Origin of the sequence: Psychrobacter glacincola (assembly GCF_904846215.1) — a bacterium.
Lineage (GTDB): Bacteria > Pseudomonadota > Gammaproteobacteria > Pseudomonadales > Moraxellaceae > Psychrobacter > Psychrobacter glacincola.
The window spans coordinates 1-14,329 of the sequence record NZ_CAJGZK010000021.1; the positions used below are offsets into that span (position 1 = coordinate 1).

Sequence of the window (14,329 nt, forward strand, 5' to 3'; positions counted from 1 at the left end):
CTAAAAAGTGGTCGATGCCCATTCGTAACTGGACGTCTGCTCTTAATCGCTTTATGATTATGTTTGATGACCGTATTAGTAAGCATTTAATCTAAAGGGCAGTTACACAGAATGTGGGATGGTCTCGTGCTTGAAAATTGAGTCATTTTTTTGACTGGTACAAAACTTCATTACTATATGTTAATAGCGTCTCTTCTAAGATACTAAGCATTTCATTAAAACAAGAAACAGCTTCAATCCAACTTTCTTCTGGAAAGTATAAATCATCCGCTCTTATATCAAAGCTAACTTTACCTAAGCTTCCGTCACCCATAGACTTGATAGAATCAAAAAGCTATTTTTCTGAAAAGTGTACATAACCTGAAGTATACTTATAGACCTCCGTTACCCACGGATATTGTTTAGCCATTTTTTCAATAAGATACCTATCTTGTAGTTTATGACCATCTCTGCACTTAAATTTGTTTAGCGGTACGCCACTAATAACTTCTTTTGCAAGCTCTGATGGCTCTGATACATAAGTATAGGCTAAAAGACGACTTATAGTATCTAACTGCATCCTTATCATTGCCCTTATGCATGTCATATTTTTGCTAACTACCAAAGCCTGAAATCCCCTTGCTAAGCTTAGTGTCCGCTTTAAAGCAGCTATCATAATAAGATCTAATACATACATGTCAGCCCTACTATCAATTAATGTCTTTCTTCCTAGTTCTGGAAGTCCTGAAATTAATCTATCTAATTTCACCAATTCAATATTGAGATTGTCTTGTTTAATAAGCATCCCTCGTAGTACCGATAATAATTTCGTGTATGGAATATTTTTAGTGAGCTTAGTATGAATTATTTTATCCTTAATTCACACTATAGAAATATTGAATATTATAAATTGAACCATAAAAAACGGCAGGGAATTTTTCCTCTACCGTCTAATAATCTTACACTACGAACTTTAAAAAACCTAAATACTCGCCGCTACCTCTGCCCCATCACGAATCGCGCGTTTAGCATCCAACTCAGCAGCAAGTTTTGCACCACCGATTAGATGATATTGCGCATCAGGTGCGTCACCGACATTTGGCATCAGCTCAACCACCGATTCTTGACCCGCACAGACTACCACGCTATCGACACGTAATAACTGGGTTTGACCTTGGTTATTGGTAATCCAAATACCCTCATTGGTGATTTTGTCATACTGTGCGCCTGATACTTGAATGACACCATGCGATTTGACATGAGCACGATGTACCCAGCCCGAGGTTTTATTCAGGCCACTGCCCAAGCGACCTTTGGTACGCTGCATCAAATACACTTGACGGATAGGTTTGATGGCTTCAGGCTTAATCAAGCCACCCTCTGTTTGATATTCTGTATCACAGGTCACGCCCCATTCTTCACGCCATTCGCTAATAGATTGGGCTTTTGGACGATAGCTTGGGTCTTTTAACAGTTCAGGACCTAGCTCATCAAGCGGCTGACCATGCTTAGCGGTGAGATATTCACTAACATCGAAACCGATACCACCAGCACCGATAACGGCAACGGTATCACCAACTGATTTCTCGCCAGAGAGCAGTTCAGCATAGCTCATTACTTGTGGCAAATCTGCGCCTTCAAGCTTGCCAGCTAAGCTTCTAGGGACGACACCAGTTGCGACGATGACATGATGAAATTTAGCTTTCTCAAGCATCGCTTTATCGACTTTGGTATTGAGCTTAATCTCAACGCCTAAGTGCTCAAGCTCATTGATATAGTAGCGAATGGTTTCAAAGAACTCTTCTTTACCAGGGATGACTTTGGCATAATTAAACTGTCCGCCCAAGATATCTTTGGCTTCAAACAATGTCACATCATGTCCGCGCAAAGCTGCAACGTGAGCTGCTGACATCCCAGCGACACCACCACCAATAACGGCAACTTTTTTAGGTTTTTTAGTTTTCTTATAAACCAATTCAGTCTCGTAGCAGGCTTGTGGATTGACCAGACAAGTGGAGCGTTTATTGGCAAAAGTATGATCGAGGCAAGCTTGGTTACAGGCGATACAAGTATTGATGCGATCGGCTTGACCGTTTTTGGCTTTATTGACCCAATGAGCATCGGCTAAAAATGGACGCGCCATTTGAATCATATCTGCTTGCCCACTAGCGACAATCTCTTCAGCGGTCTCTGGCATATTAATACGGTTAGCCGCCATCATCGGAATGCTGATATGCTTTTTAATCTCAGCGGTGAAGTCCACAAAAGCGGCACGCGGTACGCTGGTCACAATCGTCGGAATGCGTGCTTCATGCCAGCCGATACCTGTATTCATAATCGTCACGCCTGCGGCTTCTAGGGCTTTGGCAACGATAATAACTTCATCCATGACGTTACCGTCTTTGACCAAATCAATCACTGACAGACGGAATAGGATAATAAAGTCTTCACCGGCCGCTTCTCGCACCGCTTTGACCACATCGACTGCAAACTTCATGCGATTTTCAATGTCACCGCCATACTCGTCCGTTCGTTTATTAACATGACGCGATAAAAACTGATTGAGCAAATAGCCTTCTGAGCCCATGATTTCAACACCATCATAACCCGCCTGCTTAGCCAGTTTTGCACAACGGGCATAATCTTTTACCGTTTGCTCGATATTCTTGATGCTCATCTTACGCGGTTTAAATGGCGAGATTGGCGACTTAATCGGGCTTGATGACACCACAAATGGCTGATAACCATAGCGACCACTGTGCAAGATTTGCATGATGATTTTGCTGTCATATTTATGCGCTGCACGAGTCACACGCTGATGATTAATCACGTCAGCTTTGGTGTTCATCGTGCCACCGACAGGCGATAACCAGCCTTCACGATTCGGCGCAATACCACCAGTAATCATCATTGCCACGCCGCCTTTGGCACGCTCTGCAAAATACGCGGCCAGCTTACCGTAATTATAAAAACGGTCTTCAAGACCGGTGTGCATCGAGCCCATCACCAAGCGGTTTTTAAGCGTGGTAAAGCCCAAATCTAGCGGCTCAAATAAATGCGGATAGTGTTCGTTGCTGCTGGCGGTGTCAATCGTATTGGCAGTGCGGCTGGCGGACATGTCATTTTCCTTATGAATAATTTGCTGGGAATGCTTTGTGAGAATAGTGATGCTTTGCAATTTAGGGATTTAGCAATTTAGCGATTTAGCGATTTAGCGATTTAGCGATTTAGCGATTTAGCGTTACCGCTATCGTACCACACCGCCATTATTATCAGCTATGCAGACAAGCGACTGATCAGTGAACACTAAGCCAACAACCGCACTAAGTGACATCTTTTAAAAATAAGTGACCTCTTTTAGAAAGAAGCTTTCTGGTAGATGGTTAAAAAAGCCACAAAACCCACCGAATTTTTGCTTGTGACTGTCTATAATTAACAGTTACTGCTACAGTAGTTTCAATACATATTTCCTCACTGCATACTAGAACGACGATAAAGGATTATCAACATGACCGACTTCCATACGGGTCTGAGCAAAAATGCTGCCAACTATCAACCGCTTACCCCTATTGATTTTATCATCCGCAGCGCGCAAGTTTACCCTCATAAAGCTGCCATCATCTATGACGATCTAGAACATAATAATCTGACCCAGACATGGCAGCAGACTTATACTCGCTGCCGACAGTTAGCCGATGGCTTGCGTAAATTCGGCATTGATAAAAATGACACAGTGGCAGTTATGATGCCGAACACGCCAGCGATGGTTGAGTGCGCCTTTGGTGTGCCGATGTCAGGCGGGGTGCTTTGTACCTTAAATACCCGTCTCGATATCAACGCGCTGACCTTTTGCTTACAACATTCAGAGGCGAAAGTCTTAATTTTAGACAGCGAGTTTGCTGAGCATGCCGAGATGATTGACGAAACTTTCCCTAATTTAATCATCATTCATGCTACCGATGATGCGATTGACGTTGAGCGTTTTGGGCAAATGACTTATGAAGAACTGCTTGCCAGCTCCGACAGTTTGGACAATTGGGAAAAACCATTAGACGAATGGGACGCCATATCGCTCAACTATACCTCTGGCACAACTGGCAAACCCAAAGGTGTGGTCTACCATCATCGCGGTGCTACATTAAATGCTCTTTCCAATATTTTAGATTGGGACATGCCCAAGCATCCGATGTATCTATGGACGCTACCGTTATTTCATTGTAATGGCTGGTGTTTTCCGTGGACGATTGCAGAGCGGGCTGGCGTGAATGTCTGCTTGCGTCAGATAAATGCTGATTTGATTTTGCAGCTGATTGCTAAGTATAAAGTCAGCCATTATTGCTCAGCGCCTGTGGTACACAATATGATTGCCAGCGGCAACCCTGAATATAAAGAGACTATCACCCACGAAGTCAAAGGCTGGGTTGCTGGTGCACCGCCATCTGAAACGATGCTCGCTGCCATGGAGGAAATGGGCTTTCATATTTCCCACGTTTATGGACTGACTGAAGTCTATGGTCCGGTAACAGTCTGTGCTGAACAGGAAGAATGGAGCGACCTTGATATTACCGAGCGCGCCCAAAAGAAATCGCGCCAAGGCGTAGCTTCTCACTTAATGAGCGGCTTTGATGTGTTTAAACAAGGCACCACTGAGCCTGTTGCTTCCGATGGTGAGGAAATGGGCGAGTTGGCACTGCGCGGTAATATGGTGATGAAAGGCTACCTAAAAAGTCGTAAAGCAACCGAAGCGGCCTTTGCTGATGGTTGGTTCCGTACTGGTGATTTGGGCGTAAAATACCCCGATGGCTATATTAAAATTATGGATCGCCTCAAAGATATCATCATATCAGGTGGTGAAAATATCTCTAGTATTGAAGTTGAAAACGTTTTATATAAAATGCCAGAAATTCAAAGCTGTGCTGTGGTCGCCGCACCGCATGATAAATGGGGCGAAGTTCCCGTTGCTTTTATCGAGATTTATGCTGGCAGCACCTTACAGCGCGATCATGTGATGGAGCATTGCAAGCAGCATCTCGCTGGTTTTAAAGTACCAAAATACATCGTCTTTGCCGAAATACCTAAGACCAGTACCGGCAAAGTACAGAAATTTGAGCTACGCCAAGCCGCCAAATCTCTTGCCCATGAAACGCCAAAAGTAACCACAAGCGCAAAATAACTTATCAATTAATAACTAGTACGTTCCTCAGATATTAGTGATTAAGCACAAAAAAGGTCAGACTATAAATTTAGGCTGACCTTTTTTGTGTACCGAAGGTTTTAAACTTACTAGTTATCAACCAAGTTTAGGCTCAAGCCATCGATAAATTAGCATACCTACTATCATCGCTGGGATAAAGACATATGCCTGCCACTGCCCTGTCCCAAGCAGTACGATACCGGGTCCTGGGCAAATACCGACCAAACCCCAACCAATACCAAATAGCATCGCGCCAATAAGCAGTTTTTTATTGATTGTGGTTTTACTTGGCAGCTCTATTAATGTACCAATCCAGCTGCTCTGTTGTCGCTTAGCCAATTGTACACCGACGATTGCCACTATTAAGCCGCCACTCATCACCAACGCAAGTGAAATATCCCACGCCCCAAAGACATCCAAAAACCCTTGTACTTTGGTAGGATCCGTCATACCAGATATGAGTAGCCCGATACCGAATAGCAGCCCTGCCAGCAATCCAATGATATTTTTTAGCATTATTGTCTCTCGCTATTCTCTTTTATTAATCTTTCGTTGGTATAGTTAATTTGTGTAAAAAGATTATAGAGAGGCTGATAGAAATTTTTGCAGCCTCTGTCTGCGCAGGCACAGCACGTCAGAAAATTTTTATCAGCCTCATATAAATGACATATTTGTTACTTATACTGTGATTCAAAACACACCTAAGACATGCCGACCCACATAAACCGTCACAATACCAAAAAACATAAAAGTCACCGTCGCCGCCATTGAGCGTGGAGACAGGCGCGCATTACCGCAGATACCGTGTCCACTGGTACAGCCTGAACCCAAACGCGTGCCAAAACCGACCAGCAATCCCGCCCCAATTAACAATGGCAAAGAAGTGCTGACTTCTATGTTAGGTAACGGTTTTACCAAACTATAAAATAGTGGCGAGACTACCAGACCCAGTATAAATAGTATTTGCCACATCTCTACACGCTTGGGCTTTAACAGGCTTGAAAAAATACCACTAATCCCAGCGATACGACCGATGCCCAATAGCAATATGACGGTTGCAAAACCTAATAGCAGACCGCCGACTAAAGAGAGTGGCGTAAAGGCTTGCCAGTCTATTTGCATATTCATAATAGCTACCTACGCTTATTTTTATCCAGAATCATTTTATATAAAAACATTATATTATAAAATATAATAAATAGGTAAAAAAATACTGAACCTTGCGTAATGCAATGCTCAGTATCTCTTGATTTGGTTGCTGACTGCTTAAACAAAGATATTATTTAATAAACGAGTCAGCTGCCCAAATTATTTTGCTAACACTTCATCAAGTGCTTTTTCAAAACGCGCTACTGCACCATCAACGTCCGTTAATTTGTCTAAACCAAATAGACCCAAACGGAAGGTTTTGAAGTTCTCAGGCTCGCCAACTTTTAATGGTACGCCAGCAGCGATTTGTAAGCCGGCTTCTGCAAAAGCACTGCCTTTATGGATGTCATCGCGGTCGGTATAAGATACGACAACACCTGGTGCTTCAAAACCTTCAGCGGCAACGCTTTCAATGCCTTTATCTGCCAGTACCTTGCGCACACGCTTGCCCAATTCCCACTGTGCATCACACAATTTATCAAAGCCAATTTCTTTGGCCTCGTTAACAGTATCGCGGAATTGACGCAAGCTATCAGTTGGCATAGTTGCATGATAAGCGTGACCGCCATTTTCATAAGCGCGCATCACCGTTAGCCATTGTTTTAAATCCAGACTAAAGCTATTAGATTCCGTGCTTTCTACTTTTTTGATGGCAGCGTCGCTTAGCATTACTAGACCTGCGCATGGCGTGCTGCTCCAGCCTTTTTGTGGTGCACTGATAAGTACATCAATACCCAAATCTTTCATATCCAACCAGACGCAACCTGAGGCGATACAGTCGATGACCAATAAGCCACCAACGCTATGTACCGCCGCGCTTAATGCTTTAATATAGTCTTCTGACAAAATAATGCCAGATGACGTTTCGACGTGCGGAGCAAAAACGACAGCAGATTTGTCGGCTTTAATTTTGGCAACCGCCGTTTCGATATCGACTGGCGCAAATGGTTTTGGCGCTTCAGTATCTTCAGTACGCTCAGCGGTCAATACCGTAGACGATTTGGCAAATTTGCCTTTTTCTAAAATTTGCGTCCAGCGATAACTAAACCAACCATTACGGATGATGAGGCAATCTTCATCAATGGTCAGTTGGCGGGCAACCGCTTCCATACCATACGTGCCAGAACCTGGAATGATGACCGCTGCTTCAGCGTTATAAACGGTCTTTAGGTTGCTGAGCAAATCATTCATCACCTCTTGAAAGGCTTTTGACATATGGTTGAGGGCGCGGTCAGTGTAAACCACTGAGTATTCTAATAAGCCATTTGGATCAATATCTTGACGTAATGCAGTCATGTGACGCTCCTGTCTGTTGTAATATTTTTTAAGTATGAGTGATAAAAAAGTCTGGATACTGTCTTAGTTAATTTAGGTCAGCTAGTATTTTAGTCAAACATTCTTTGACCAACGGAATATGATAGCCAGATACGTTTATAGATAGCATTCACTAAGTACGAATATCGAGTAATAATTGAGAGTTTGACGCAGGGTGGACGATGTAGCACTTTATCCTAGCGCTATTGCCGTTGACGGTGGTATCTTTTACGTCGTTGATGTCATCAGATATTAAGTAAAAGCGCATAAGATACGCAAACCATTATCGTTGCTACGCGTTGGCAGGCTGATAACAGTGGTCATTGAAAATGATTGATTGGACAGATAAAAGTTAAATAGTATAAAGACGCTGGTGGTGTAACGAATAGCGCTCCAGTATCCTAAATTCCCTATTTATCAATCAAGCATCCTCACTTCATATCATCATAACAGCCTGATATTAGCACTGATAATGCAGGTTGACAATGCTATGTGTGTGTTAAAACCATACTGATACAATTTATTATTTTTGATAATAGAAGACAATTATCAGTGATTTCGATGGGCGTCCTGTAGACCTGATACGACAAAGTCGAGTAACTCATTGTCACCTTCGCGTGCCGCCTTACGCATCAGCTTGGAGGGCGCATGGGTTAAGGACTGCGTTAAGCGCCGCGTCAGCTCAATCATGATATCTTCAGGGTTGGCACTATCGCCTTGCAGCTCTGCGATAGCCTCCTGCAATAGTTTATTTACCTGTTCATGAGTACGCGCGCGATATTGCTTAATATCCTTGCCCACTTGGCGTACTTGAAAGCGGCGATCCATCTCAACCACCAGCTGACTGACCAACAGCTCAGCATCTACTGCTGCTTGGCGGCGTTGTTCGATATTACCAGCTATCACATGCTGCAAATCATCGACGGAATATAGATAAACATCATCTATACGGCTGACAGTCGAGTCAATATCACGCGGTACCGCCAAGTCAATCATTAGCATCGGCTGATAGCGACGGCTCTTTAGTGCTCGCAGCGTCATGGTTTTATCAATCAATATGTCCATGCTACCGCTACAGCTGCTCACAATATCAGCTTCTGCCAATACTTGCGGCAGCTCTTGCAGCGTTCTGACTTCGATCCGGCGATTGGGATTGCGCAGCTCAGCCGCTAACGCTTCTGCACGCTCAGGATTACGGTTGCAAATAATAACGCGACCGACGCCAAGACCTGCGATATGCGTCGCCACCAAACGATTCATCTCGCCAGCAGCTACCACCAATAGCGTGCGACTTGGCAAATCATCAAAGATTTGCGTCACCAATTTGGCAGCAGCATAGCTAAGCGATACCGCTTGTGCGCCAACTTGGGTCTCATTTCGTACTCGTTTTGCTGCGGCAAATACCTGATCGACAATCCAGCCTAGCTGATTGCTCAGCGCTTTTTGATCTTGTGCCAGATGCACAGCACGCTTGATTTGCCCCAGTATCTGCGGCTCACCCAGTATCATAGAATCAAGCCCTGCAGCGACTCGTAGCCAATGGGTTAAAGCATGGGTATCACGATGGACATACAAATAAGGGTCAATCTCGTTCAGTGATAACTGCTTAAAATCTGCAAGCCAAGTTTTAATTTTTAGGATGTGAGCGCTGATGATAGTCGATGAGAGGTTGGCGCTATTGTTAGGCGTATTACCAGACTCTATAACTGCAGTCTCTACAACTGATAAGGCTGAGTTTGGTGATGATGTGTTCGATGACGATGTTTTCGATGACGATGTTTTCGATGATGTGTTCGGTAATAATATGCTTTCTGGTACTAACGCATAAATCTCTGTACGGTTGCAGGTAGAGACTATCACACTACCGTCGCTAAAGCCTTGTAGCTGCGCAAGTGCGATATTGACATCGCCACCGACAAGCGCCAAGCGCTCTCGTAGAGCGACTGGTGCAGTTTTGTGATTGACCCCAATGACCACTAATCTCATTATTGACAGACCATAAATATAATATTCACTCGCCAACCAAATACCCTTAGCGGTTTTTTAAAAGGTTAAAATCCTATTTTTCAAAGACAGCTTTTGACAAGATATCTTTGAAAAACAGCCTTTAATAAGGAACTTTAAAAGTAAAATAATAAAAGGCGCTTATTATATCATTATTGCCAGCTTTATTTAACACTCACCTTTATAAGCCCGCACTTTGTCTGTATCTGGGCGCAGTGCCTACAAATCAACTGCTATGACTGGCTTAACATTCAAACACTTGCATATAGGTTTACTTAAAGCTAACAATGTTACCCCTAAATTTGGGTGCTACTACAGTTGAGCCACTTTTAAAAGAATACAGAACGACTGGGGTTGATTATTCGCAGCCTCTGTCTGCGCAGGCACAGCGTAATCACAGCAAGCAAGAAAAATTAACGCCAGTAGTGATTGATAATATTTGTATTTCTTTTATTTAGGACGGGCAATAGAATAAATTTGCCCTATTGCTGATGCCTGAGTAACACGGCTGCTATTGTATATCCCCTCATGCTACTCTTATAATGTTTGACATCATTATTCGTCACAGATATCTGTTTTTAAAACGATTATAATAAACCCAGCCTTCTATGCTACAAATCTTTTTGTGAGTATAGAAATACGGTCAGAATAGGTAAATACTGTACGCTATGGTCTTTTTTGGGTCCTCATTTAGACGACAATCGATGCATAACGCTCAATCTAGCTTTCGAGCTTTATTGCACGCGCTCATCGAGCGGCTATGCCGACGTTATAAGCTAGCGTTTTCGTTGGCGGTTTGTCTGTGCCTAGGATTCCCGGCCCATGCTGATAACGCTGTTGTCTCACCAAACATAGCTTTATCCGAAACCTCCTCTACTAGCGCAAATACTGACACCATTACCAATACAGCCTCTGCTAAAGACATTAGCAGTCACACCCCAGTGACTGAAAGCATGGCCAATAAAAATCTGATAACTGACAATGTCTCATTGGCAAGCGCTATGCCATCTGACTTCAATAAAACAAGCAATGAACCAAGAAATAAAACAAGCAATGAACCAAGCTTATATGCCTTGTTAGATGCAGAATTTTCCGAAAATCGTGATGATACCGAGCGTGCATTGGTTATCTATAAGCAGCAATCCTTTAAACAAGATGCCACAGCCGTATTTGAAAGAGCGCTGAGCTTATCGCTACGTAATGACAGAGTCGAAGAATCCTTACAGTTTGCCAAAGCATGGCAAGATGAAAACCCAGACCATGTGCCCGCTTGGTTTTATGTCGCTCATTTGGCACTGCGCGCGCACGATTATGAATTGGCGGGCGAAACCCTAAATCGTATCTTAAGCTATGATCCGCGCGCTGACCTGAGTGAAATCCTGATTGGCATTTATCCGAACAGTGATGAAGATAAGCGCGAATTACTCAGTGCCTTGCAACCTATCGACAGTGAACAAAACGCCTCGCTGTCAGTATTAAAAGCCGGTTTGCTTTACCAGTTTAATGAACCTAAGATTGCTATCGTCCATATCAATCGAGCCCTTGAGCGTCAGCCAGATTATGTGCCTTTTATTACTTTAAAAGCAGATATCTTGCGCAAAATAGAAACGCCAAAAGCAGTCATTAAGTATCTCAACCAAGCGCGCTTGCGTAATGCGGATAGTAAGAATCTATACTTATATGAGATTCGCTACCTGCTTGATTTAAAACAAAATGAGAAAGCATGGCAGCTGTTGCTAGACGCTCATCAGCGCTTTGCCGATGATGCTGAGATTACTTTGTTAGCGGCGCTGGTTAGCTTAGATATCGAAAAATACACGAGTGCCGATCAATTGCTTAATACGCTTGCCAAAAATCCTGCTTATCTAGATCAATCTTATTACTATCTGGGCATCAGTGCCGAACGTCAGCAAAACTTTGAGCAAGCAAAATACTATCTCAATGCTGTCATGCAAGAGGACTTGGTATTGGAAGCACGGCGAAAAATGGTGGCATTAGACTTACTCAACGATGATGTCGATGCTGCTATCGCAACGTTAGAAAAACTGCGTAAAGACTTTAGCGTCTTCGCCCCTGATAGCTTTGTGCTACAAGCCGATATCTTATGGCAGCAGAATGAATCTGCAGCAGCCCTACGCCTATTAACTAAGGCTGCTCGTCAATACCCTGATAATGAGATGCTGCTTTTTGCACGCGCCCAGCTCCTTGATGATAAAGAAGACTATATCGTCAAGCGCACCTTACTCAATCATTTGCAAGCGCTTGACCCTAGCAATCCTGCTTATCAGTTGAGTTACGCCCAGTTACTGCTGGCCAATGAGCGTGGTTCTGAGCAAGGATTGGCGTTGGCTACGGCAATTATACAAATACGCTACGATGACCCTCGGTATGACAATGAGCTGCACCTGCAAGCCCTCAATGTGCTAGCCAGCAATGCATTAGCCAACGAAAAGTATCAACAAGTCATCGACTATCTGCAAACCCCTTACGATGTGCTGCCTACCCTACGCTCAGGTACGCTGCTGTTACGCGCTTATCAAGGCTTGGGTGATAATGAAAAAGTTGACGCTTTACTCGCCGACTTGCAACAGCGCTTCTCATTTGGGCAACACAATATCAATGACCGTATACAATTGTATTAACCTGCCCATCATTGAATCCTATCGTTACAAGCTACTTATAAGAAGCTAACAGCCACGCATAACCGAGTAACAAATAAGACTTAAGCTAACTTACTTTCGAGACAACCATTTTGTACATTTGTCCATTTTTGAGGAAACATCATGTCGACCCTACTCTCTTCTTATAAACCTAATAAATTAGCCTTACTTGCCGCTATGACAGCAGCGATGGTAATTACGTCGGGCTGTCAATCTATGAAGACCGCCAACGCGACCAGCCAGCCTAGCACGACTATTCAAGGTCAAAATGCTGAGCAACCAAAGAAACTTGAGAGCTTTGACATCACAGGTAAAATTGGTGTTACAACGGCTGCTAGCGATACAACTGGCGCTCAAGGCGGTAGTGCGTTTTATGCATGGGGACAACAGAATGATCGCTTTGCCATTGAGCTCATCGGCGCGCTAGGCATTGGCAAAACCAATATAGAATACAACGGTCAATCAGCGACCTTAGTGAGCGAAAAAACGGGCACATTAACCGCTACTGACCCTGAAACACTACTCAAAAAAGCCACCGGCTGGCAAGCCCCTATCTCACAAATGCCCTACTGGATATCCGGTCGCCCAGCACCATCAGACAGCGCGCCAAAGCTTGATGCCCAAAACCGTCTAATTAGCTCAGTCAATGGCGAATGGCGCGCAAACTTCAGCTATAAAGGCAATGATAAATTACCAAACAAAATCAGCGCAGTTCAATCGCAAGGCAATAAAGTGGTGATGACAATTGATCATCAAAAATAATAGCGACAAGTATAGTGAGTTTACTACAAAAGTGTTATAGCGCTATTGGTATGAATTTTGCGCAGCCTCTGGGAACGCAGCACGCCAGTAAAATTTATACCGATAGCGAGTTTAAATTTTCATAACATTTTTATTTTCATCTGACTATATGCCAAGTAGATTTGAATGCCATTTTTAATAGCGATTAATAAAAATGGCTGTCTGCGTTTGAGAATTGTACTTAAGAATTGTGACCATCATTTATGACTAAAAACGCGACTACTGCATCGGTTATCACTCGCTTATCACCGGCTAAAATCAATTTATTTTTGCATATTACTGGTAGGCGCGCTGATGGTTATCATAATCTGCAAACTGTGTTTCGTCTGCTCAACTGGGGTGATTATCTGCATTTTTCGATATCAGATAAAGCAGTAACGACTATTGACCGCTCAGAAGATGTTAATAGCCTGTGTGGTCAACTGCTAACGTTGGCTGGTACAGAAGCCATAACTGCCAGCATAGAGGACAACTTGATCTTTAAAGCGGCTAGTACCCTACTGGCAGCTGCCATAGGCTCAAATAAGCTGCCTGAGCAATTGCCACAAGTAAAAGTGACTTTAGATAAACGCTTACCCATGGGGGCAGGATTGGGCGGTGGCTCTTCCAATGCCGCAACCACATTGATTACACTTAATGAGATTTGGCAGCTTAGTTTTACTCAAAATGAGCTGATAAACATCGGGGCTACCAGCGGCGCGGATGTACCGATATTTATTTTTGGGCAAGATGCGATTGCCATGGGTATTGGTGAGCAATTAACCGCTATTGAGTTGCCCGACCAGCAGTATTTAGTATTGACGCCTGATGCTCATGTCAATACTGCTAAGCTTTTTGCGCATCCGAAACTACAGCGAGATATCGCCCCGCTATCGATTGAAACCATTAAAAACCATTCTAATGATTATGCACAACATTTAAACACGCCTTATCATAATGTCTTTACGCCAGTAGTCACCAGCCTTGCTCCTGCCGTCGATGAAGCATTACGTTATTTACAAGGATTAGAGCAACAAGCACTCGGCACAGCGCGTATGACGGGCTCTGGTAGCGCGGTGTTTTTGCCATTAGATGCAAGTGTTACGATTGATAAAGCGCTTTTGGAAAAATGGATTACCGATGCGCCTTGTGCAGGGTATGTGGTAGGGAATTTGTGAGATTAGCTACATGGTAAATAAAACCATTAGTCGAGTGCGTCTTTTAGACATAAAAACACATTATAAGTCTT

At 43.5% G+C, this 14,329-nt stretch carries 10 protein-coding genes; 4 read left to right on the forward strand and 6 right to left on the reverse strand.

The window, feature by feature from the left end; translation table 11 throughout:
* Window positions 1-334 precede the first annotated feature (334 nt).
* Window positions 335-784 (reverse strand): hypothetical protein, encoded by a 450-nt coding sequence (locus JMW90_RS10995; RefSeq protein ID WP_227691945.1) that lies wholly within the window; start codon window positions 782-784, stop codon window positions 335-337.
* 177 nt (window positions 785-961) lie between these two features.
* Window positions 962-3,097 (reverse strand): NADPH-dependent 2,4-dienoyl-CoA reductase, encoded by a 2,136-nt coding sequence (locus JMW90_RS11000; protein WP_201564157.1) that lies wholly within the window; start codon window positions 3,095-3,097, stop codon window positions 962-964.
* A 390-nt stretch (window positions 3,098-3,487) separates the two neighbouring features.
* Here JMW90_RS11000 and JMW90_RS11005 point away from each other — a divergent pair, with 390 nt between their 5' ends.
* A complete protein-coding gene (locus JMW90_RS11005) occupies window positions 3,488-5,152 on the forward strand; it encodes an AMP-binding protein (RefSeq protein WP_201564159.1) in 1,665 nt (554 codons plus the stop codon).
* Window positions 5,153-5,269: 117 nt separating this feature from the next.
* Here the strand turns inward: JMW90_RS11005 and JMW90_RS11010 are convergent, their stop codons facing one another.
* From JMW90_RS11010 to hemA, 4 genes are all read right to left on the reverse strand, one after another.
* On the reverse strand, window positions 5,270-5,689 hold the full coding sequence (locus JMW90_RS11010; RefSeq protein ID WP_201564161.1) for a DUF6691 family protein: 420 nt from the start codon (window positions 5,687-5,689) through the stop codon (window positions 5,270-5,272).
* A 174-nt stretch (window positions 5,690-5,863) separates the two neighbouring features.
* A complete protein-coding gene (locus JMW90_RS11015) occupies window positions 5,864-6,301 on the reverse strand; it encodes a YeeE/YedE family protein (RefSeq protein ID WP_201564163.1) in 438 nt (145 codons plus the stop codon).
* A 180-nt stretch (window positions 6,302-6,481) separates the two neighbouring features.
* Entirely contained in the window at window positions 6,482-7,618 is a 1,137-nt protein-coding gene (locus tag JMW90_RS11020) for an aminotransferase class V-fold PLP-dependent enzyme (RefSeq protein WP_201564165.1), read from the reverse strand.
* 567 nt (window positions 7,619-8,185) lie between these two features.
* A complete protein-coding gene (hemA, locus tag JMW90_RS11025; protein WP_201564167.1) occupies window positions 8,186-9,622 on the reverse strand; it encodes a glutamyl-tRNA reductase in 1,437 nt (478 codons plus the stop codon).
* A 722-nt stretch (window positions 9,623-10,344) separates the two neighbouring features.
* On the opposite strand from hemA, the gene JMW90_RS11030 reads away from it, so the two are divergent.
* From JMW90_RS11030 to ispE, 3 genes are all read left to right on the forward strand, one after another.
* Window positions 10,345-12,282: a tetratricopeptide repeat protein gene (locus JMW90_RS11030; RefSeq protein WP_227691946.1), complete on the forward strand. Its 1,938-nt coding sequence runs from the start codon at window positions 10,345-10,347 to the stop codon at window positions 12,280-12,282.
* 141 nt (window positions 12,283-12,423) lie between these two features.
* Window positions 12,424-13,062, forward strand: a complete 639-nt coding sequence (lolB, locus tag JMW90_RS11035) for a lipoprotein insertase outer membrane protein LolB (RefSeq protein ID WP_201564171.1) — start codon at window positions 12,424-12,426, stop codon at window positions 13,060-13,062.
* A gap of 242 nt (window positions 13,063-13,304) precedes the next feature.
* Entirely contained in the window at window positions 13,305-14,258 is a 954-nt protein-coding gene (gene ispE / locus JMW90_RS11040; protein ID WP_201564174.1) for a 4-(cytidine 5'-diphospho)-2-C-methyl-D-erythritol kinase, read from the forward strand.
* Window positions 14,259-14,329 lie beyond the last annotated feature (71 nt).

Coding starts and splice junctions, on each gene's coding strand:
- hemA (WP_201564167.1), bottom strand. CDS start 9,622: ATGAGATTAGTGGTCATTGGGGTCAATCACAAAACTGCACCAGTCGCT.
- JMW90_RS11020 (WP_201564165.1), bottom strand. CDS start 7,618: ATGACTGCATTACGTCAAGATATTGATCCAAATGGCTTATTAGAATAC.
- JMW90_RS11000 (WP_201564157.1), bottom strand. CDS start 3,097: ATGTCCGCCAGCCGCACTGCCAATACGATTGACACCGCCAGCAGCAAC.
- JMW90_RS11030 (WP_227691946.1), top strand. CDS start 10,345: ATGCATAACGCTCAATCTAGCTTTCGAGCTTTATTGCACGCGCTCATC.
- lolB (WP_201564171.1), top strand. CDS start 12,424: ATGTCGACCCTACTCTCTTCTTATAAACCTAATAAATTAGCCTTACTT.
- JMW90_RS11015 (WP_201564163.1), bottom strand. CDS start 6,301: ATGAATATGCAAATAGACTGGCAAGCCTTTACGCCACTCTCTTTAGTC.
- JMW90_RS10995 (WP_227691945.1), bottom strand. CDS start 784: ATGCTTATTAAACAAGACAATCTCAATATTGAATTGGTGAAATTAGAT.
- ispE (WP_201564174.1), top strand. CDS start 13,305: ATGACTAAAAACGCGACTACTGCATCGGTTATCACTCGCTTATCACCG.
- JMW90_RS11010 (WP_201564161.1), bottom strand. CDS start 5,689: ATGCTAAAAAATATCATTGGATTGCTGGCAGGGCTGCTATTCGGTATC.
- JMW90_RS11005 (WP_201564159.1), top strand. CDS start 3,488: ATGACCGACTTCCATACGGGTCTGAGCAAAAATGCTGCCAACTATCAA.